Raw genomic sequence first — 20745 nt, forward strand, 5'->3', positions numbered from 1 at the left:
TCCGACCGTTGCGGCGGACGCCCGCGCGTGGTGGATGAGGCCATGACCCGCCTCCCCGCGTCCCGCGCCTACCAGGCCTTCCTGTTCGACATGGACGGCACATTGATCACCTCGACCGCCGCCGCCGAACGGGTCTGGACCCGCTGGGCCGGGCGGCACGGTCTGGACGCGGCGGCCCTGCTGTCCGTCATGCATGGCGTGCGGGCCGCCGACACCATCCGCCGCCAGAACCTGCCCGACATCGATCTGGACGCCGAGATCGCCTGGGTCGAACGCGCCGAGATCGAGGATCTGGACGGCGTCGCCCCCATTCCCGGCGCCGTCGATTTCGTCGAACGCCTGCCGCCCGACCGCTGGGCCGTCGTCACCTCGGCCACAGTTCCTCTCGCCCGCGCGCGTCTGAAGGCCGCCGGCATCACGCCGCCCGCCGTCCTGATCACCGCCGAGGACGTCGAACGCGGCAAGCCCGACCCGGCCGGCTATCTGAAGGCCGCCGCCGCCCTGGGCGTCGACATCGCCGACTGTCTGGTGTTCGAGGACGCCGAGGCGGGCATCGCAGCCGGCGAAGCGGCTGACGCCGACGTGGTGGTCGTCACCGCCGCCTGGACGCATCCGCTGCAGACGGCCCACCCGACGCTGGCGGACTATGCGGACGCGACGCTTGAGGTCGCAGCGGACGGATCTTTGACGTTCGGACGCTGAAATCGAACCCGGCCTGATAGTCAGCAGCCCGGAATGACGAAGCATGGTCGGCAGGCAGAGGTTTCGCGCCCGTGTCGAACCGCCTATCTTCCCCATCATGATCGACGACCTCTACAGCGCGCGCATCCTGACGCTGGCGGCGAACCTGCCGCATGCGGGCCGCCTGCCGACGCCGGACGGCACGGGCGAGCGGACGGCCAAGCTGTGCGGGTCGCGGGCGACGGTCGATGTGACTCTGGACGATCAGGCCCGCGTCGCCGCCTTCGCCCAGGACGTGAAAGCCTGCGCCCTGGGCCAAGCCGCCGCCGGGGTTCTGGGCCAGCACGTCATCGGCGCCTCGGTTCAGGACATCCAGGACGCGCGCGACGCCATGACCGCCATGCTGAAGTCCGGCGGCGACGGGCCGACCGGCCGGTTCGAGGATTTGCGCCTGTTGAAACAGGTCGCCGACTATCCGGCCCGCCATGCCTCGACCCTGGTCTCGCTGGAGGCGACGCTGGAAGCCATGAAGAACGCCCTGACGGCGCGAACTCGTCTCGCCGGTGCGGCCTGACGGGCGCAGCCGGTTGATCCCCCTGCGATGACGGGGGATAAGCGCAGCGAACCCTAATCAGCCCCCGGCGAAGGGACGAATGTCTCTCTATGAACGCGGCGTGCGCGCCGCCCATCGGGGCTACAAGCTGACGCTGTCCCCCCTGATCGGCCAGCAGTGCCGGTTCCTGCCGACCTGTTCGGATTACGGGCGCGACGCCCTGATCCGGCACGGTCCGGTCCGTGGGGGATGGCTCACCGTGCGCAGGCTCTGTAAATGCCATCCCTTCGGGGGATCGGGATACGACCCGGTCCCGCCACGCGAGGCCGCCTTGGCGGATCACGCGAGAGAAAAGTCAAAGACTGAAAAATGATCGACCTGAAATTCCCCGACGGCGCGGTGCGCCAATATCCGGCCGGCTCCACGGCGCGCGACGTCGCGACCTCCATCTCGCCGTCTCTGGCCAAGAAGGCCGTGCTGGCCGAGCTGAACGGCGAGCAGCGCGACATGGGCCGTGTGCTGGAGACGGGCGGCGACTTCCGCCTGATCATGCGCGACGATCCGGCCGCCCTCTACACCATCCGCCACGACACGGCCCACGTTCTGGCCGAGGCCGTCCAGACCCTGTTCCCCGGAACCCAGGTCACGATCGGCCCGGCCATCGAGGACGGCTTCTACTACGACTTCTATCGCGACGAGCCCTTCTCGACCGACGACTTCGCCGCCATCGAAAAGGAGATGGGCCGGATCGTGGACCGCGACGCCAAGTTCGAGCGCGAGGTCTGGGAACGGGACGAGGCGATCCAATTCTTCGAGGCGCGCGGCGAGAAGTTCAAGGCCGAGCTGATCCGCGACCTGCCGGGGACCGAGACCATCACCCTGTACAAGCAGGGCGACTGGATCGACCTGTGCCGGGGGCCGCACTTCCCCTCGACGCGCCACGTCGGCAAGGCGTTCAAACTGACCAAGCTGGCCGGCGCCTATTGGCGGGGCGACAGCAAGCGCGAGCAGCTTCAGCGCATCTACGGCACCGCCTGGGCGACCAAGGAAGACCTGGACGCCTATATGCAGCGGCTGGAAGAGGCCGAGAAGCGCGACCACCGCAAGGTCGGCAAGGCGATGGAACTCTTCCATATGCAGGAAGAGGGCCGGGGCATGGTCTTCTGGCACCCCAAGGGCTGGGTGCTGTGGCGCGTGCTGGAGGCCTATATGCGCCGCCGCCTGGACGCCGCCGGCTATGTCGAGGTCAAGACGCCCCAGGTTCTGGACCGCAAATTCTGGGAACAGAGCGGCCACTGGGACAAATACCGCCCCAATATGTTCGTCTGCGAGACGGTCGAGGGCGAGACCCTGTCGCTCAAGCCGATGAATTGCCCCGGCCACGTCCAGATCTTCGATCAGGGCCAGCGGTCCTATCGCGAACTGCCGCTGCGCATGGCCGAGTTCGGCGCCTGCCACCGCTATGAGCCCTCGGGTTCGCTGCACGGCCTGATGCGGGTACGTGGCTTCACCCAGGACGACGCCCACATCTTCTGCCGCGAGGACCAGATCGTCGAGGAGACGGCCGCGTTCATCAAACTGGCCCGCAGCGTCCACGCCGACCTCGGCATGGAGACGGCCTACATCAGCCTGGGCACCCGGCCCGAGAACCGCGCCGGCACGGACGAGTTCTGGGACAAGGCCGAGGCCCTGATGGCCGAGGCCGCCCGCGCCGCCGGGACCGAACCGGTCGTGACCGAGGGCGACGGCGCCTTCTACGCGCCCAAGCTGGACTTCATCGTCAAGGACGCCATCGGCCGCGAATGGACCTGCGGCACGATCCAGCTGGACTATGTCCTGCCCGAACGTCTGGACGCGACCTACATCGCCGAGGACGGCCAGAAGCACCGGCCGGTCATGCTGCACCGCGCGATTCTGGGATCGTTCGAACGGTTCATCGGCATCATGATCGAGAACTACGCCGGCGCCTTCCCCCTGTGGCTGGCCCCGACCCAGGCCGTGGTGGCCACCATCACCTCAGACGCCGACGACTATGCCCGCGACGTGATGGAGCGCTTCAAGGCCGCCGGCCTGCGCACCGAGATCGACCTGAGAAACGAGAAGGTCGGCTACAAGGTCCGCGAGCATTCGGTCGGCAAGGTCCCGGTCATCGCCGTCGTCGGCAGGAAGGAAGCCGAAGAGGGCATGGTCGCCATCCGCCGCCTGGGCAGCCAGGCCCAGACCCTGGTCACGGTCGAGGAAGCCATCCGCATCCTGACCGACGAGGCGACCCCGCCGGATCTGAGGCGGGCACGCGAGGCCTAAGGCCGAATCCGCACACAGGAACGGAAGTCGGATCGATCGCTTGTGGTGGGGCGCGCCCGTGCGCTCCACTCCTTCCGCGAGAGACGATCATGGCCGATAAGACGCTCGACACCCTGTTTCACGACACCCTGCGCGACATCTATTACGCCGAACGCAAAATCCTGAAATCGTTGCCGAAGATGGCGCGGGCGGCCCGCTCGCCCGACCTGAAGGCGGCCTTCGAAAAGCACAAGGATCAGACCGAGGGCCAGATCGAACGTCTGCAACAGGTGTTCGACATCATCGGCAAGGCTGCGCGCGGCAAGACCTGCGACGCCATCGAGGGCATCCTGGCCGAGGGCGAGGAGATCATGGACGAGTACAAGGACAGCCCCGCCCTCGACGCCGGCCTGCTGGCCGCCGCCCAGGCTGTCGAACACTATGAGATCACCCGCTACGGCACACTGAAGCGTTGGGCGACGGTTCTGGGAATGAAGGATGCGGCGGCCCTGCTGGACGAAACCCTGCAGGAAGAATCCCGGACCGACGAAGACCTGACCGGCATCGCCGATGCGGCGGTCAACGCCGAGGCCATGGCGACGGACAAGCCCGTCTAGCGGCCCGTTCCGTCAGGACGAAAAGTGCGCCACCGTACACCGGAAACGAAATAAGTCGTTCATTCACTGTATCTTAGCGGATCAGGCGCCATCGTTCGACGATCGAACCTGTGAAAGTGCGGCCATGCTTCCTGACGATTACGTCCAGCGCCCGCTTCTGCACCGACTGATCGCCGCCGGCGATCTGAGGTATTGGCTGATCGCCAGTTGGGCGCTGGCGCTGCTAACCACGACCAACCTCGTCATCGCGGGCACCTGGTTCCTCGTCACGACCGTCGTGGGCGTGGGGCGAGGCTATATCGACAGACGATCGACGCCGAAAACGCGCCTGATCATAGCGACCCTGTCATGCGCCTGCTGGGCGGCGGCGCCGATCCTGTCGTTCCGATACGGGAGCGTTTACGGCGTGCCCCTGGCGGTCGCCCTGCTGATGGCGGGCTATGTGCTGGTCTTCACCCAGATGCGCGCCGCGCCGCGCGAGGCGCTGATCGTCTCGGCCCCCTATTCCGCGGCGTCCTTGTGGCTGCTGGTTCAGGAATGGGGGTCGCCGGGCTTCTGGGTTCTGCTGGCCATCACCCCCGTCCTCGGCCTGGCCCTGCTGATCAAGGTCACGATCACCCAGATGAAGGATGCGGAACTGGAGGCCGTGAACCATCGGCAGGCCGATCTGATCGCGGAGCTGGAAGTCGCCCGGGATCGCGCCAACGCGGCCAGCGCCGCCAAGTCCAACTTCCTAGGCGTCATATCGCACGAGCTGCGCACGCCGATGAACGGGGTGCTGGGCGCCGCGCAACTGCTGCGGATGACCGATCTGAACGCGCGTCAATCCAGCTTCGTGGACATCATCACCCAGTCCGGCGACGGCCTTCTGGTGCTGCTGAACGACATTCTGGACCTGACCAAGATCGAGGCCGGCCGCATGGATCTAGCCCCCGTGCTGATCGAGACGGAGGGCTTGATGGAGCGTCTCATCGGCCCGTTCGGCGCCCAGGCGGAGGCGAAGGGTCTGCGATTCACCGCCGAGCAGCGCGGCGACTGGCCCGCCCTGGCCTGTCTGGACCCCCTGCGGCTGGCCCAGATCAGCAACAACCTGTTGGGCAACGCCGTCAAATTCACCCCCGCCGGCGAGGTTCGCTTCGTCATGGAGGGCGAACGCCGCCCCGACGGCCGGCTGGCCTTACGCATCGACATCGGCGACAGCGGCATCGGCATCGCGCCCGAGGACCAGGCGCGTCTGTTCCAGCCCTTCACCCAGGTCGACGATTCCTCCACCCGGCGGTTCGGCGGCACAGGTCTGGGCCTCAGCATCTGTCACCGTCTCGCGGTGCTGATGGGCGGCCAGATCACCGTCCAGTCCGAGGTCGGGCGCGGCTCGGTCTTCACCATCGCGGTCGTGGTCGATGCGCCGGAATGGGCGGCCGATCCCGTCAACGCCGCCCGGCCCGACGCCGCCTGATCAGTCGCGCAGCAGTTCGTTCACGCCGGTCTTGGCCCGCGTCTGGGCGTCCACCCGTTTGACGATGACCGCGCAATACAGCGACGGCCCGCCGTTCGCGTCAGGCAGCGATCCCGGCACCACGACCGAATAGGCCGGCACCTCGCCGCGGAACACTTCGCCCGTCGCCCGGTCCACGATCTTGGTCGAGGCCGACAGATAGACGCCCATGGCCAGGACCGCGCCCTCGCGCACGATCACGCCCTCGGCGACCTCGGCCCGCGCGCCGATGAAACAGCCGTCCTCGATGATGGTCGGATTGGCCTGCAGCGGCTCCAGCACACCGCCGATGCCTGCGCCGCCCGACAGGTGGACGTTCTTGCCGATCTGGGCGCAGGAGCCGACCGTGGCCCAGGCGTCGACCATCGAACCCTCGTCGACGAAGGCGCCGATGTTCACGAACGAGGGCATCAGCACCACGTTCTTGGCGATATGCGCCCCGCGCCGCACGATGGCGCCGGGAACCGAGCGGAAGCCCGCCGCCTGATAGTCGCCGGCGCTCCAGTCGCCGAACTTGTTGGGCACCTTGTCCCAGAATGGCCCCAAGGCGGCCGGATGATCCACCGACAGCGGCACGGTGGCCGCCGGCCCGGCGCGCATGATCTGGTTGTCGTTCAGGCGGAAGGACAGCAGCACCGCCTTTTTCAGCCACTGATGCGTGGTCCAGACCCCGTCCGTCCCGCGCGAGGCGACCCGCGCCTGGCCGGAATCCAGCAGCGCCAGGGCGCTCTCCACAGCGTCGCGGACCTCGCCCCGGGTCGTGGTCGAGACCTCGGCGCGGTTCTCCCAGGCGGCCTCGATGACGGATTCGAGATGCGACAGGTCGGTCATGCGGCGTCCTTGAGGGTCAGGTCGGAGAGGAAGTCGAGAAGATCGGGGGCGACGATGTCGATATGGTCGCCCAGCGGTTTGCCGTGCCCGTCGCCGATCAGGATGGTGGCCATGCCCAGCGCCTTGGCCGGCTCCAGGTTCTTCGGCGTGTCCTCGAAAAAGGCGGCGCGGTGCGGCGCGATGTCGAACCGCTCCAACATCCGCCGGAACGTCGCCGGACTGGGCTTGGGCGTCAGATCCCCGTCCTCGATGGCGAAGACGCCGGCGAAACAGTCGGAAATCCCGATCCGGTCCAGCACCCGGTGCGCATAGTCGCGCGCGCCGTTGGTGAAGACGAAACACTGGCCCGGCAGGGCCTTCAACCGTTCGGCCAGACGAGGGTTCGGCTCCACCGAATCCAGCGGCACGTCATGCACCTCCTTCAGGAAGCGCTCGGTATCCACCGCATAGTTGGCCATCAGCCCCGCCAGGGTCGTGCCATGCTCGTCCAGGAACTGGCGCTGCATCACCGCCGCCTCTTCCGGCGCGAGGCCCACGGCCTCGACCACGAAGGCGTTTATCCGCGCCTGGACCAGCCGCATCAGTCCCTGCTCGCGCGGGTACAGGGTGTCGTCCATGTCGAACACCCAGGCGCGCACGTTCGACAGGTCGATCAAGACGCCTTCACCAGGGTGCCGGCCCCGAACTCGGTGAACAGCTCGACCAGCATGGCGTGCGGCCGCCGACCGTCCAGGATGACGACCGCCTCAACCCCCGCCCGCACAGCCGCCATGGCCGTCTCCAGCTTGGGAATCATGCCGCCGGAGGCGACGCCGGTGTCGATCAGCCTTTGCGCCTCGTCCAGCGTCATCTGGCGGATGATCTCGCCGTCCGCGCCCTTGACCCCCGGCACGTCGGTCAACAGCAGCATCCGCTTGGCGCCCAGTGAACCGGCGATGGCGCCCGCCACCGTGTCGGCGTTGACGTTGTAGGTCTGGCCGTCCTCGGCCACCCCGATCGGGGCGATGACCGGCACCCAGTCCTCGGTCTCCGAGGCGATCAGACCGGCGATCAGCTTGGGATCGACCCTGGTCGGCTCGCCGACGAAGCCCAGATCGACCTCGTGTTCGATCATGCTGTCGGGATCACGCTTGGTCCGGCGCGTCTTCTCGACCGTCAGCAGACCGGCGTCCTTGCCCGACAGGCCGACGCCGCGCACGTCCGCCTCCTTGCCGGCCATGGTGATCCAGTGGGCGATCTCTTTATTCACGGCGCCCGACAGCACCATTTCGGCGACCTCCATCGTCGCCGGATCGGTCACACGCAAACCATCGACAAACGCCGACTTCACGCCCGCCTTGTCCAGCATGGCGCTGATCTGCGGCCCGCCGCCATGCACCACGACCGGGTTGACCCCCATCAGCTTCAGCAGCACCACATCAGCCGCAAACTGACGCGCCACCGCGCTCTCGCCCATGGCGTGCCCGCCATATTTGATGACCACGGTCTCGCGATCATAAACCTGAATATACGGCAGGGCCTCGGCGAGCGTCTTCGCCGTCTCCCAGCTGCGTTCTTCGGACTGGCGTTCTGTTTCGTTCATTGCCCGCGCGAGATAGCGGCCAAGCCTGGCCGAGTCACTATGAAACCGGGCCTTACCGTTCGCCCTGATATAGAATTGCGCGAAGGGGTTTTTGGCATAACGGCCCCTCCCTCGGTCGTATGATCAGCGCGGGAGGTCAGTTCCCGGGACGACCGAGCCCTCCGCCACCTTAAGGTTCAGAAGCTCATTAATCGCGCAGGAAATATGGTAAAACGAACTAGCAGGCACCAATTCTTCCAAAAAGGCCCCGTCTTTCAGCATCTTGTCGGCCCAAAGGGCAGGGCGGTCAGCCAGGAAATACTTCTCCAGCCCCCTATAGGCGTCGATGATTTCACGCCCCTCGTTATCGGCGCCGGTGCGCGCATAACGCGATACCGCCGCCTTCATGCGCTCGGTTTGAGGCCACAGTCGCGCCCTGTGGTCGTGAACATCACCATTAGTCAGGACTTCATTGATGGCGACGCCGCGCTCAGCATCAATACCCCTTGAGCGCGCAAACCCCGTCAGAGCATCAGAAACGGCCAAGGCGTCCGCGCCTCCAATCACCGCAAATCCTTCAAACAACCACGCCCACTCCAGGCAATGCCCCGGCTCTGTGATCCGCCCACGCACATCACCCAGCGGTCGCCAGTCTTGCTCAAAATACTCAAGCAGAGCACCGGTGTCCGCATCGACAAACCGCGTCCGGCAAAGTTCGGCGATGGACGCAGCCGCGTCGCCAAAACGCTGCCGCCCGCTGAACTGATAGAGTGCACTAAACGCCTCCAGCAAATGCATGTGGGGATTCTGACGACGGATCGAACCGTCCACAATCTCCCCCTCAGTGAAGCCGCCTTCAGAATGGCTCCAGCGGCTCTCGAGAACATCGAGCAAGCGCTCCGCTTCATCGAACAGACTGGATTTCTCAAGAAGACTTCCAGAAGCGGCAAGGCCAAACAAAACAAACGCCTGATCATACAGATCGGCACGTTCATCAAGCACATCACCATCATGGGTGAGTTTGTGAACAAAGAAGCCATCCTGCCGCCGCGCTGAGCTCAACAGTCGATTGACCGTCTGCTGGACCTGATCGACCGCAGGTCCATCCCAATCCTGACGATGAGCGACAGAAAATGCGTAAATCTGACGAGCCTGGACAAAGGTGCGATAGTACTCTGCGATAGACTCGCCTGTCCGCGACAATTTTTCCGCATAAAGACCCGATGCAGTGCGCCCCGTCCGGCTCCAGAATGGCGCAGCAATATTGACCAACCACTCTCTGGACTTAAACTGAATCTGTCCAATTTCTTTAGTGATCATTCTTCATCTCTATTCAACAGACGCTCCCGCACGAAGGTATAGAGGCTTTGACCGCTAAACAAAGCACCTTGAACGCCCGCGGCCTCAGCAGCGGCGACATCACTGACCTGATCTCCGACCATCAGGCTGCGGGCCGCATCAACGTCCCAATGCGCCATCAGATCCAACAGCATTCCCGGCTGAGGTTTACGCCACGGATGCGCGATCGAAAGCCCCTCCACGACACCATCAGGATGATACGGGCAGTACCGCCAGTCATCGATATAGCCCCCGGCCTCACGCAGTTCTGCCTGCATCCAATCAAAAAGGCCCACGACATCCTGTGTCGTGTAATAGCCGCGGGCTACGCCTGACTGGTTGGTGACGACAAATACAAAATAGCCCGCTTCATTGGCGTAGCGGATCGCCTCCTTACTGCCTGGCATCCAACGGAACCGATCCTGCGATCCTACATAACTATCATCATGATTGATGACCCCGTCGCGATCCAGAAACAGGGCGGGACGACGTTGACGCGCAGGTATTTCATACTGACTTCGGGCGTAGGCTTCCGGAACACCGATATCGAGAAAATACCCTTCTGAACGCACAGCGCGCAGCTTTCCCGCCCTCGCAAGTACGGGCAGCAAATCTGCCTCCAGCGAGAAACATTTCTGCCGACCTTCGAATTGCGATCTTGAAAAGCAGTAGACACCGCCGTTGACATAGAAGGGCGCTTGCTGCGCCTCACCCCGCGGCGCCACCCGCATAGCACGACCATCGCCACCCACCTCGATTGTTTCATACCGATCAGCCAAATCGATCTCGCGGATAGCTACGCTCGCTACGTCCTCACCGGGATCGGCGCAGAGGGCATTCCAATTGAAGTCGAACCAGGTGTCGCCATTGATGAGCAGAAAACGCTCGTCCAGATAGGGCAGCGCATTAACCACCGCCCCACCCGTACCCAGCGGTTCATTCTCGATCGAAATATCTACCGAGCAATTGCGTGGAAGCGCGCGCCGAAGATCGTCGATCATGCTTAAAACACGTTCAGGACGATATCCGGCCAACAGCAGAACTTTTCGGAAACCCATCCGCCAGGCTTCGCGGATCAGCAATTCGACAAAAGGTCGACCACCGACGGGAAGCAAGGGCTTGGGCGTTTCACGTGTAAGTTCACCAAGGCGCGTTCCCATGCCGCCCAGAAGGATGGCGCATTGTTCGACCACGTTCATTTATCCTTGTTCGCTCGACCAAACAGAATCGATCTGCCGATCAACACCTTGGAGCCCCTATGCGGCAACGACCCAGGACTCAGGCCCTTCAAATGTCAGCCGAACGGCACTGGCGACTCCGCCAGCGGCATTCAGAGCTTCGATGAGGTTATGCCGACGCGATGGATCAGCCAGAAGCATGATGAATCCCCCCCCGCCTGCACCAGAGACCTTGCCGCCCCATGCACCATGCTCAATTGCCACCTCAATGATGTCATCGATGGTGCTATTGGTTATCGTCGATGCCGTATTCTTCTTGGATAACCACGCCTTCCGAAGAACATTGGCCGTTTCACGAACCTTCCCCGCAAGAAGAAGAGACTTCATCTCAGCTGCATGATGCTTTATCTCATGCATCGACTGCAATGTCTTCGCATCGAGCGCGTTCAATCCGGACACCTGATTCTTAATGATTTTAGCAGACTCCCGCGACTGACCGCTGAAGCAAATCACAAGCGAGGATTCAAATTCGTTCAAATATTCACGATGCAGACGAAGCGGGTTTACAATCACGCCAACATCATTGGGCAAAAATTCAATATAGTTGAAGCCGCCAAAGGCTGCGGCATACTGATCCTGCTTGCCACCCAACATACCGAGCCGCTCGCGCTCCAAATAATAGGCCAGTTCTGCCACGTCATAGGGACCAAGCGGCACACGCAAGGCTAGGGCGTAGGCTTCGATCAACGCAACCATCAACGCAGACGATGCTCCCAGACCGGAACCGGCCGGCACATCTATGGTGGTCGAAATCGACAACGACATGGGCTTTCCGTCGTTATAGCGTTCCATCATGTGCGCATAAGCCACACGGTGCAGCGAAAGACCCGAGCGAACATCAAAGTCCATGCTGCACGGCAGGTCATCAGCCTGCCCGAGATCGTCTGCCCTGAAACATAGCCGCCCTTCGGGATTCTTTGTCAGATGAGCGTATGCATACCTGTCAATAGTCGCATTCAGCACCGCTCCGCCATGTTCCATATAATAGGAATTAAGGTCAGTGCCTCCCCCGCCGAGCCCCAATCGCAGAGGCGCCCTGGCACGGACGTTATCGTGCTTAAGATTTTCAAACATGATTATATCCGTTCAACAAAGACGCTTTCGTCATAACTTGAGACGAAACAGACGCTTCCAGCCCTTCTTGCGTTTAGCCGGACGATCAGGAGTGGAATCCAGGAAAGGCTGAAGGCCAAACAGTTGCGATCCCTTTGATCGCCCCTCCTCACTCAGCGCCAAGCTTCGAACAACAGCTGGCTTGCCCTTACCCGACCGAAGCAAATTCAGATATGTGGCGAGACCGCCACCATCCGCCTCTCTGAGAAGAATTTTCTTGTAAGCCCTGCGCACGAAGTCCTCGCCGTCCAGCGCAAAAAGCTGCTCCAGAGAGGAGATGTCACCATCGGCATGCGCCTGAAGCTGAACATCAGGAACCTTGGCGGCCCCCTCATCCTTACCATTTTCGACACAGGCATCCGGTTCAGACCTCACAGTTCGGAACACCTGCCCGAACCGACGCGGCGCGGCTGCTTCCAGCGCAACCGACAAACGCTCGATCGCTTCCACCTCCGCCACCACCATAGCGGCCTCGTCGGCAACAGTACGCAGAGCCTCAGAGATATCCGCCAGTTCGCCAAGCCTAGCCCCCGTGACCAGAACCGCCAGACGCTTGACGCGGACATCCAACCCCTCGCCCTGCTCGGACAACACCAGAAGCTCTTCCGACGTCGCGGAACGGCCAAAGGCTGCGCGGAACTGTTCTGTCGAGCTTGCCGTCAAAAGGAGAGTCAAAGAACTCTTATCGCCAGCAGGACTATTCAACTGAGCGCCCGCCCAGTTCAACAAAGCCTCATTCCACTCCGCGCGCCCCGAAGCCATCAGCCAGAGCGTTGCAAATGCCACTGCCTGATCACGCTTGTCCTGCCGCTCAATCAAACGGCCAATACCGCCATCCCGTCCGACATCTCCGTCGTCAATCAGCATCCCCAGATCAAAGGGTTCGGATGACACTGAAGAACTCAACGCCCTGACCACATGGCCAGCCAACTGCAGCGCCGTCATCTTCTGGCGCGAAGCCAGGCCCGCTCGGCGAGCGACGTCATGCACCAATTCAAGATGAACCTGAGCGTCAATCACCTTTAAGAGGCAGGCGCGCGAGGTGAGCATTCCCAGCAACACACGGTAGCGCCCCTGCTGTGTGCTTGCCCACCCACGCCAAAGCAGCACCTGCTCTTGCGACGGCAACTGCGCCATCAAATCCAGACTCGCCGTCTCAATAAAGCTAAAATCATCTTCGATCAGCAGCGCACGATCCACCGCCACCTCATTCGCCAGTGACGTTAAGGCCCCCTTCATCCAAACGGTCGACTGCACTTCAACCCTGTCAAAATACCCATCTGGCGCGCGTTCCTGCGCCAAATGCGCCTGCCGGGTGGCGTACTCCTTACTGCCCAGGGCCTCCATCAGGGCCCGAAGTCGCGTCTGGGACATTTCGCTGTCTGGCAACTGGGCTTCCAACTCAGCGGCATCAGCGCTTCTTCCATGCAGGTCCGAGAAAATCCGCCCGACATAGAGTCGATACTCCGGCTCCCTGAGCAGACCTCTGAACCACGACTGCAGGCTGCGCCAATGATCCGGACGAAGCCCCTGTACAGCCAAATTAGATTGAACAGCCGCCTGAACAAATGCAGCCGGCATGGTTCCAGCCGGCATTTGGGCCGCCAGATTCAGAACGACATCGACATTCGTCCAGCCTACAGCCCTCGCCTCATCCTGGACGCGAGCGACCTGGATCCATCCGACATCAGGCTTCACAGCCTTCAAAATCGCTTTAATCAACCGATCACGAGAGATTTCCCTCATTTGTCCCAAAGCGCAAAGCAGGCTCAATGACTGTGCATAGCTCAGCGGCTGCTGATCATCACGAAGCGGCGCCCGCTCCTCAATCATTGCCACTATGCCATCGACAAATCCCTGCCATCGCGGCAGCGGTAGAGTTTCAATCTCTTTCTGCAGCGTCAGAACCGACGCATCATCAAGCAGCCCGCGCACGGCATCCACCAGAGCAGCGCCATCCTCAGGTTTTATGCGGACCTGACCATTCGCAGGCATGTCCAAAACGCTGGGAATAACTGCAGACACGATGCACGGCACGCCAAGCGCCAAACTTTCCACGGGCGGAGAGCCAAATCCTTCCGCCAGGGACAGATAGATGGTCGCACGACTGTTCTGCATCAGACTGCGCAAGGCTTCATCATCAGGTCCGTCGACCCAGCGCAGCCAAGGATAGGTTTCGAAAGCCTTCAGCAAACGCCGCCGGTCTTCCGCCGCCAACCACCCCATGCGCCCAGCAAAGCACAGGCTGGCGATATGGCCGTCCGAGTTCACTCTTTCGAACGCCTCCAGAATCTGGATCGGCTGCTTTCGCGGTTCAAGCGTGCCGACCACCACGAATTCGTCAGAAACCGGAACCTGTTGTCGATAGCTGCGTCCCAATCCGTCGGCACCTGGCGGAATAACATAATAATCCCGCCCATCTCCACGGTTTATGCGTGTGATATATTGTTCACGCATAGCAGTGGAAGTGAAAAAATTATTCCTATACCGACGTCTATTCTCTAAAGAGATAACAACATTGTCGGCATGATCCCATTTTATATTGAAGTGCTGCGCATGCGTCCAGGAAAGGAAATCATGGCAAAGATTGAAAATCTTTTCCGGCCTATACCGCGCAGCGAACGAATAAAAATCGAGATTAAGGGACTCCTCGAGCGAAATCACCGCCCGACAGACATCAAGCGCTATGTCCGCATCCACCTCGAACGCGATCCGGTTTTTGGCCGAAATCAACCCCAACCAACCGACATTCGGCTCCATTCCCAGAGTCGGACTTTCCGCCTGAACCCGTCGCAAAACCGGATCATCATGCTCGAACATGTTTCGGATATCCTCAAAGACATCCGGCGTCAGAATTCCAATTCTATCTGGGCCTAGCTCAACAAACGGAACCGTATTCCCAATATGCGGCCAGCGGGTGCAAAACTCGTAGCAAACTCGCTGAATCCCCGTACGCGCTGGCCATGCTACGAAGTTGTTGACATTGATGAGAAAACGCCCGTCAAGAAGCGCTTTTGCAAAGGCCCGGGCATTATTACCCGACATCTCAGCGACCCTCACGAGCCGGACCAAAAATCATGGCCAGAAGGTTGCGCGCATAGGCGCCGAAGTCATGCTTCACCGCAAACTCGCCCCACCCCAGCCCCGGCCGATCCTCATAGGCCCCAGAAGCAATCAGTTCTGCAAGTTGCTCCGCATAGATTGTCGGCGATGAGCCATCCGCCACACGCCGGATAAACTGCGGAGCCTCAATGGATCGAGCCAGATTTTCTGAAGCAACACCATGCATACCGGCAGAAACAGCATCAAGAAGCGCGCCAGAAACCTGCCCAAAAGGTATCTGCCTGATTTGAAGCACAATATCACCCGCCACCAAGTACCTAGCGTACTGTTCTTCAGAGACAGATCCTACAATTTTTACAAATTCATTCAGATCAAAGCGCTCAATATAACTATCCAACTCCGCCCTCAATTCAGGTCGAATAGGCCCGACGAACAGAAACTGGAAAGCTACCCCCCACGATTTCAACTCACTCAGGGCGAACAGACACTGTTTCGCTCCCTTCTGGAGATGGACCTCACCAAAAGAAATTATGCACGGAATCTGAGGATCGATTCCCGAACTGTATTTTGCGCTCAGCCGCTTATCGGCTGAGAGTTCTTCTTTTTTGAATGAATAAGGCATACCAACCGGAAAATATTCCACATGGCTATCATAGATTTCATCGATTACAGAGCACGCAATAGGACTATGAACGATTACGCCATCCGCCACCTCAACTATTGGGGACAGAAGAGGCCTGCCGAACTCAGACAAACGACCGATGAGCACCCCCACTTCATGCGCGGGATACAACTTACCAAGTTCCCGCTTCAGCAGTTGCTCCAATTCCTCGCGCCCTAGCAATACGTAAAGGAAGTCCAACATGTGGGCGTCATGCTGGATCACGACACCGCCATGACGACGCAACAGCATATAAATCGGCAAGTATAGTGGATGGTTGCCCAGTACGTAGACAATCTCATCATAACGATCCGCCGGGAATGAATCGCTGAGACGATACACGCCATGAACACGCTTGCGGTGCAGGGGCAGCATGTCGCTGTTGGTCCAGATATCCAACTCGCACAACTCGGTCAGCGCCATCGCCAGATCAAGCGACGAGTGCGGCGGCCCGCCCAGATCCGGGAACATCGGCGTCACCAAGGCGATTTTCGGTCTTGTCGGAACCGGCGGCGCTTCCTGATCAGACAATTCCTCCAGCGCCGTCAAAAACGCCTCTGGAACAGCCTCGCCGTCATCCCGATCCGCCTTGACCGCTCGCTCACAGAGCTCAGCCAGACTCTTGACGACATCGCCTGCCGCAATCTCCAACCAGGCGCCGCCCCAAGCTTCGACCTCCCAAGCGGCAACCACCGTCGGCTCTCCTCTTGGCAAGAGCACAAGTCCGGATCTGGAGACGAGTTCACGAACCCCCCCTTCATCCAGAAGGACATTCAGTACCTCTGGAGCCTCAACAACACTGCCCCCGTTCAGAGTGACAATGCGCGCATCAGTCCCCCTTACAGCCGCCACCAAATCCCGCATGACATCCTTGTTGGAGGCAACAGCACCATCAACAAGAACCAGCGATTTCGACACATTCTCGACCAGTTCAAGCTGAAGCTGATCCAGCTCTGAGACAACCACCACTGAACTCGCTTGGCGGCCCAGCGGAATTTCGGCAAGGCCCGCCCCACAGACTGCATAACCCGCACCAGATCCCACATCGTCCCGCCACACGACCGACAGGAGGCGCACGAATGGACGCATCTGGGGACGCAGATTTGTCGCCAAGTCCGTCGCATAGCACCCGGCCGAGATCAAGGTGAACGACCTGCGCTTCACCGGCAGAGCATAAACTACACGACCCGCCCTTTGCGACAGTCCCGCAGGAAGAGGTGATCCACGAGTGGCCAGCAACGTCACAGACCGGGTCTGCACCAGTTGCTGCGTCAACCCCAGCAGCGCACGCGCCAAGGGAGTTGAACGGCCAACCCGCTGCACCAGCCGCACGTCAATAATCAAATTGGCGATTTTCATTCTCAGAGCGCAACACGATTAAAGGAAGAAAGCCAAGCTCAGAAACGCTCTGAACGACAACAATTCTGGTCAAATGCTATAGCACCTACAACAGCAAGCGCCCCAGATCAAAGTGGCGGAACCCCGCCACACCAAACTCACCTCCTCGTCTTTCGGTCGCCGCTCTAGCCTGTTTTTCGCATGATCCCCCGAGTTCACAGCCACAATGCATTTGAAGGCTAGCGCCTTGCTCGCCCGCGACATACTCACACAATGTTGCAGCCACAATCATGAGGAGATCAGATCGAATCGCTAGATTTCTGAGTCTTTGATGCGAAACCGTGACGAATAGGCAAGCAGCCCCATTAAAAGGCTACCCCCACCCAAGACAGGCCTGAAATATGCCCCCCAATAATCTTATTTCTCATCGATTTTAAGAAATTTTCGCAAAAGCAAAAAATTCTGGAACCATCTATCAAAAATCTGATTTCACAGATAATTTTTTACCGCTTTCTCAATACAACACCTTTCTCATACTCGGAACCACCGCTATATAGCATTATTCATCAACCTGATCCAGAAAATTGACAGAAAGACTCACAATACCGATTCAAAAATTCAAATCCGAATTTTAGGTTTACTAATAAATGAACTATACACCAATGATAAGTGACAACTTCCAAGAGACCAAATCATGAAATGGCAAGACCTTTTCGACTTTGACCGACACGATATCAAATCTAATAATTGCCTTGTTGCGACATCTGGAATGTCGATATCAGAGGCATGGAGTCGATGGAGTTGTGAAACGAAAGTCAATCTTTCAATACCCAGAAACAAATTAGGTAGCCATGACGTGGCCATCATCATGGAACTAGTTCCACATATCGACAATCAATATCTGAAAAATCAAAAAGCAACCATATCACACAATGGCATTGTTATTGCCGACTGGGACATTTCCTACAATTGGTATAGATTACGAGGAATAACAATTGCAGAAAACCGCCTTTCCAACGAAAGAAGCACAGACCTTCACATAAATATTCCAAACGCAACAAGCCCGAAAGAACTAGGCGTAAACGAGGATTCTCGAAAACTATGGATCGGAATTAACAGAATCTGGGTCGCTAATATAAATGAATACTCTAGTGTCGCAGACAAGATCAATGAACTCGGCTCCCGCTTTGTAGGCGCAGAATCTAGAAAGACATGGGATATCAAACAGCTAAACGGCTTCTGAGATCAATTTATAACCGGCCCTAACGTTCTCGACATTGGTTTTTCCAGCTACGGCGACGCACGCGTCGTTCCTATAGTGCATGGCGCCATCGGAGTAGATATCGACTACCCTGGATATGATGGAAAGCACCTGCCATTTGACGATGATAGTCAAGACACAGTTTACTCTAGTCACTGCCTTGAACATATTTCAGACCCGCTGAGCGTTATTCAGGACTGGCACCGGGTCACCAAAATCGGCGGCCACATCATTATCGCCGTACCCAGCCGTGATCTTTTCGAACGACGCCGACGCCCCCATCATTATGGAACAAAGAATACCTCAGAATGTATATCTGCGCCTCGCTACTGACAGAAATAGAATTTGCACTAAGACCAAACAGCTTCAAAGTTCGATACCTATCATAGAAGGACTATTTGTTTGACTACACTCGCCGCCCTGAATTATCTCCTTACGGAAACTATAAAATTACAGTAGTAATAAAAAAATTAGCCCTCCAGAATGGTGCCTGATCGATTGATCTGATAGAAAGCGCCCTGAAATTCGATCACTCTGCAGGAATCCGTCGTATCCAATTCCTGCAGAGTGATCATGAATGACGCCTGAGGGGTTTTAGTGGGCATCTGGACGAGAATACGAAACGCCCTTGAACGGCGCCCCTCACCGTTGTGGCTGGAACGTGCGAAAATCCGGTGGAGTCGCACCGCAATCGCGTCCGGGCGTCGAGCACCACACGTCACGGGCTCGCGACGCCTGTTTATAGACGTCTCTGTCATTGCCAAGAATGACGCTGGCACTGGCATTCAACGCGTCGTACGTGGCATAGCTCTGCGCGAGGAACAGTTTCGTCGCGCCGGTTGGGACGTCTGGTTTGTATGCGCGACGCGAAAACGGCCTTACCATCGCATATCCTGGCCACACCCGGCTGAAAATGATCGCACACCGATTGAGGGCGGTCAGGGCGATGTTTTTCTGGGACTGGACTATGCGCTTGATACAGTGCGCTTCCAGGAACGGCAGTTACGAGATCTGGCGAAAAAAGGTGTACTTCAATGGTATCTGGTGCACGACCTACTACCCGTGCAAAGACCAGACTGGTTTCCATCAAGCGCAGGCCTGCGTTTTCATAAATGGCTTCGTGTTCTGGCGTCCGTAAGTGACGGTTATCTCTGCAATTCCCGGCAAACCGAGACTGACGTCAAACGCTGCCTTGGCGACCTTTTCGACGTCAATGACGGCTATGCCACACACGTCCTGCCCATGGGCACCGACATCAGGAACAGCCTGCACACCACTGGCTTGCCAGACGATTTCGAAGCATGGCTTCAAAGTCTCGACGCCCCCCTGATATTGACCGTTGGCACCATTGAACCGCGCAAAGGGCACGACGACCTTCTTGACGCATTCTCCAACTTATGGGCGCGCGGATATGGGGCCAAGCTTGTTCTGGTCGGTCGAGAAGGATGGAACGTTGAAGTCCTGATGGCCCGAATCCACTCCCATCCCGAGCTTGGGCGCAGATTATTCCACTTCAGTCAAGCCAGCGATGAAGCTCTCATACTGCTATACGAGACCTGTCAAGGCGTCATCATTCCCTCGCTCGCCGAAGGCTACGGCCTGCCGCTCATCGAGGCTCTGGGCTATCGCAAACCCGTCCTGGCGCGAGACATCGAAGTCTTCCGCGTTCACGAAAAATCTGGTGTTCGCTATTTCCCCGCAACCGCTTCGCCTCAAGTTCTGGCTGACAACATCCTGACATGGATGGCCGACGTCGCAGCGGGATTTGCCGAAGTCACCAGCGCCGACCCCGTCACTTGGGAAGACAGCGTCACTGCCCTTCTTGAAGTTCTTCAGTCTCAAGCGTCTTCGGTGAAACCGCACCCAGATACGTGACTACAGCGCCAGAGAACCTTACCTTGCCTTGAAAATGCGGCCTGGCGGATGTGATTGTCGCGATCATATGTCCGCCAGGCTGCCATTCAACAGACTGTACGATTGAATACAGTCCAGGCTGATTTATGGACTTCATAAAATCTTGCCCGCCCCACTGAAACAGAAGCTCGACAAAGCCGTCTTCCGGATCGACTTCAATCAGCCACTCAATCGACCACTGCCCCGAAAACAATGACATTGCCGGATCTGCAGCGACAGGCATCACACGGCCCGTAAGGTCCTGCCATCCCGAGGCAGAAATGCTCCGATCCTGCCCGTCGGCAAACAACGCGGCCCCCCAGTACGCCCGTCCGCCTGCAGCGAGATCGCTCCGGTACACTCCCAGGGCGGGATCAGCCGCCCGTAGTTCTCCAAGATCACCGGGCCGCTTCAAGGCTGCGAGACCAGCGACCTCAATCACGGTCGTTTCAGCATCAACTAAGCGCACCATTGATGAAGAAGCAGCAGCCTTGGACGCATTGACAAAAGCACTGGCGAACCACCGCGTTCCGTCAGGACTGGGCACCTCCTGTCCGTGAAACCGTTCAGACAACTGCACCGCGTCTAATCGTCCGAGATCAGCGGCAACAAAATCCGGACCCAAAACGAGCACATCCATGTCGCCAGCGGGGTCAGCGCTATCCGACGATAAAAGCCAGTCCGCTCGACCCGCGCTCGTCATTTCCGTTTCATCGCGTTCTACGACGCGCCAACCGTTCGATAACGCCTGTGCGACAATCTGATTAGCCCAGGCCCAGGCCGCAGATGTGGGTCCAGCGTGCAAAGCGAGCAGCATTG

The 20745-nt window shown here is 59.3% G+C and carries 18 protein-coding genes; 9 read left to right on the plus strand and 9 right to left on the minus strand.

Annotated elements, in window-relative coordinates:
* Nucleotides 1-42 precede the first annotated feature (42 nt).
* The 6 genes from SH203_RS12495 (at nt 43) to SH203_RS12520 (ending at nt 5590) form a co-directional block, all read left to right on the plus strand.
* Nucleotides 43-702 (plus strand): HAD-IA family hydrolase, encoded by a 660-nt coding sequence (locus SH203_RS12495; RefSeq protein WP_087121333.1) that lies wholly within the window; start codon nt 43-45, stop codon nt 700-702.
* 97 nt (nt 703-799) lie between these two features.
* On the plus strand, nt 800-1255 hold the full coding sequence (locus tag SH203_RS12500) for an iron-sulfur cluster assembly scaffold protein (RefSeq protein WP_087121334.1): 456 nt from the start codon (nt 800-802) through the stop codon (nt 1253-1255).
* A 79-nt stretch (nt 1256-1334) separates the two neighbouring features.
* On the plus strand, nt 1335-1607 hold the full coding sequence (yidD, locus tag SH203_RS12505; protein ID WP_087121263.1) for a membrane protein insertion efficiency factor YidD: 273 nt from the start codon (nt 1335-1337) through the stop codon (nt 1605-1607).
* Nucleotides 1604-3538: a threonine--tRNA ligase gene (gene thrS / locus SH203_RS12510; RefSeq protein ID WP_087121264.1), complete on the plus strand. Its 1935-nt coding sequence runs from the start codon at nt 1604-1606 to the stop codon at nt 3536-3538. Before yidD ends, thrS begins: the two co-directional genes overlap by 4 nt.
* 89 nt (nt 3539-3627) lie before the next feature.
* Entirely contained in the window at nt 3628-4134 is a 507-nt protein-coding gene (locus SH203_RS12515; protein WP_087121265.1) for a ferritin-like domain-containing protein, read from the plus strand.
* 124 nt (nt 4135-4258) lie between these two features.
* The gene (locus SH203_RS12520; protein ID WP_159457566.1) at nt 4259-5590 is read left to right on the plus strand and encodes a HAMP domain-containing sensor histidine kinase; all 1332 of its coding nucleotides are present in this window, start codon (nt 4259-4261) and stop codon (nt 5588-5590) included.
* On the opposite strand, the gene dapD is transcribed toward SH203_RS12520, so the two are convergent.
* The 8 genes from dapD to SH203_RS15365 all read right to left on the minus strand — a co-directional run bounded on the left by dapD (nt 5591) and on the right by SH203_RS15365 (nt 16793).
* Nucleotides 5591-6460, minus strand: a complete 870-nt coding sequence (gene dapD / locus SH203_RS12525; protein ID WP_087121267.1) for a 2,3,4,5-tetrahydropyridine-2,6-dicarboxylate N-succinyltransferase — start codon at nt 6458-6460, stop codon at nt 5591-5593.
* Nucleotides 6457-7116, minus strand: a complete 660-nt coding sequence (locus SH203_RS12530) for a pyrimidine 5'-nucleotidase (RefSeq protein ID WP_087121268.1) — start codon at nt 7114-7116, stop codon at nt 6457-6459. Before SH203_RS12530 ends, dapD begins: the two co-directional genes overlap by 4 nt.
* Nucleotides 7113-8042, minus strand: coding sequence for an acetylglutamate kinase (argB, locus tag SH203_RS12535; RefSeq protein WP_087121269.1), 930 nt, complete (start codon nt 8040-8042; stop codon nt 7113-7115). The genes SH203_RS12530 and argB overlap by 4 nt, the downstream gene beginning before the upstream one ends.
* Before the next feature lie 123 nt (nt 8043-8165).
* A complete protein-coding gene (locus tag SH203_RS12540; protein ID WP_087121270.1) occupies nt 8166-9341 on the minus strand; it encodes an AGE family epimerase/isomerase in 1176 nt (391 codons plus the stop codon).
* Nucleotides 9338-10558 (minus strand): HAD-IIIA family hydrolase, encoded by a 1221-nt coding sequence (locus SH203_RS12545; RefSeq protein WP_087121271.1) that lies wholly within the window; start codon nt 10556-10558, stop codon nt 9338-9340. Before SH203_RS12545 ends, SH203_RS12540 begins: the two co-directional genes overlap by 4 nt.
* Nucleotides 10559-10615: 57 nt before the next feature.
* Entirely contained in the window at nt 10616-11671 is a 1056-nt protein-coding gene (locus SH203_RS12550; protein WP_087121272.1) for a dehydrogenase, read from the minus strand.
* 30 nt (nt 11672-11701) lie between these two features.
* Entirely contained in the window at nt 11702-14755 is a 3054-nt protein-coding gene (locus SH203_RS12555) for a glycosyltransferase (RefSeq protein ID WP_143275729.1), read from the minus strand.
* Nucleotide 14756: 1 nt separating this feature from the next.
* Complete coding sequence (locus SH203_RS15365) at nt 14757-16793, minus strand: glycosyltransferase (protein WP_143275730.1); 2037 nt, start codon at nt 16791-16793, stop codon at nt 14757-14759.
* 673 nt (nt 16794-17466) lie between these two features.
* Here SH203_RS15365 and SH203_RS15370 point away from each other — a divergent pair.
* From SH203_RS15370 to SH203_RS15375, 3 genes are all read left to right on the plus strand, one after another.
* Complete coding sequence (locus SH203_RS15370) at nt 17467-18015, plus strand: hypothetical protein (protein ID WP_143275731.1); 549 nt, start codon at nt 17467-17469, stop codon at nt 18013-18015.
* Nucleotides 18016-18048: 33 nt separating this feature from the next.
* Nucleotides 18049-18366 carry a methyltransferase domain-containing protein gene (locus SH203_RS15980; RefSeq protein WP_375600726.1) on the plus strand — a complete coding sequence of 106 codons (318 nt, stop codon included), beginning with the start codon at nt 18049-18051 and terminating at the stop codon, nt 18364-18366.
* 264 nt (nt 18367-18630) lie between these two features.
* Nucleotides 18631-19908 (plus strand): glycosyltransferase family 1 protein, encoded by a 1278-nt coding sequence (locus SH203_RS15375; RefSeq protein WP_143275732.1) that lies wholly within the window; start codon nt 18631-18633, stop codon nt 19906-19908.
* Here the strand turns inward: SH203_RS15375 and SH203_RS15380 are convergent.
* Complete coding sequence (locus tag SH203_RS15380) at nt 19844-20743, minus strand: hypothetical protein (protein WP_143275733.1); 900 nt, start codon at nt 20741-20743, stop codon at nt 19844-19846. The genes SH203_RS15375 and SH203_RS15380 overlap by 65 nt on opposite strands.
* Between the last annotated feature and the right edge of the window lie 2 nt (nt 20744-20745).

Origin of the sequence: Brevundimonas sp. SH203 (assembly GCF_002157625.1) — a bacterium.
GTDB lineage: Bacteria > Pseudomonadota > Alphaproteobacteria > Caulobacterales > Caulobacteraceae > Brevundimonas.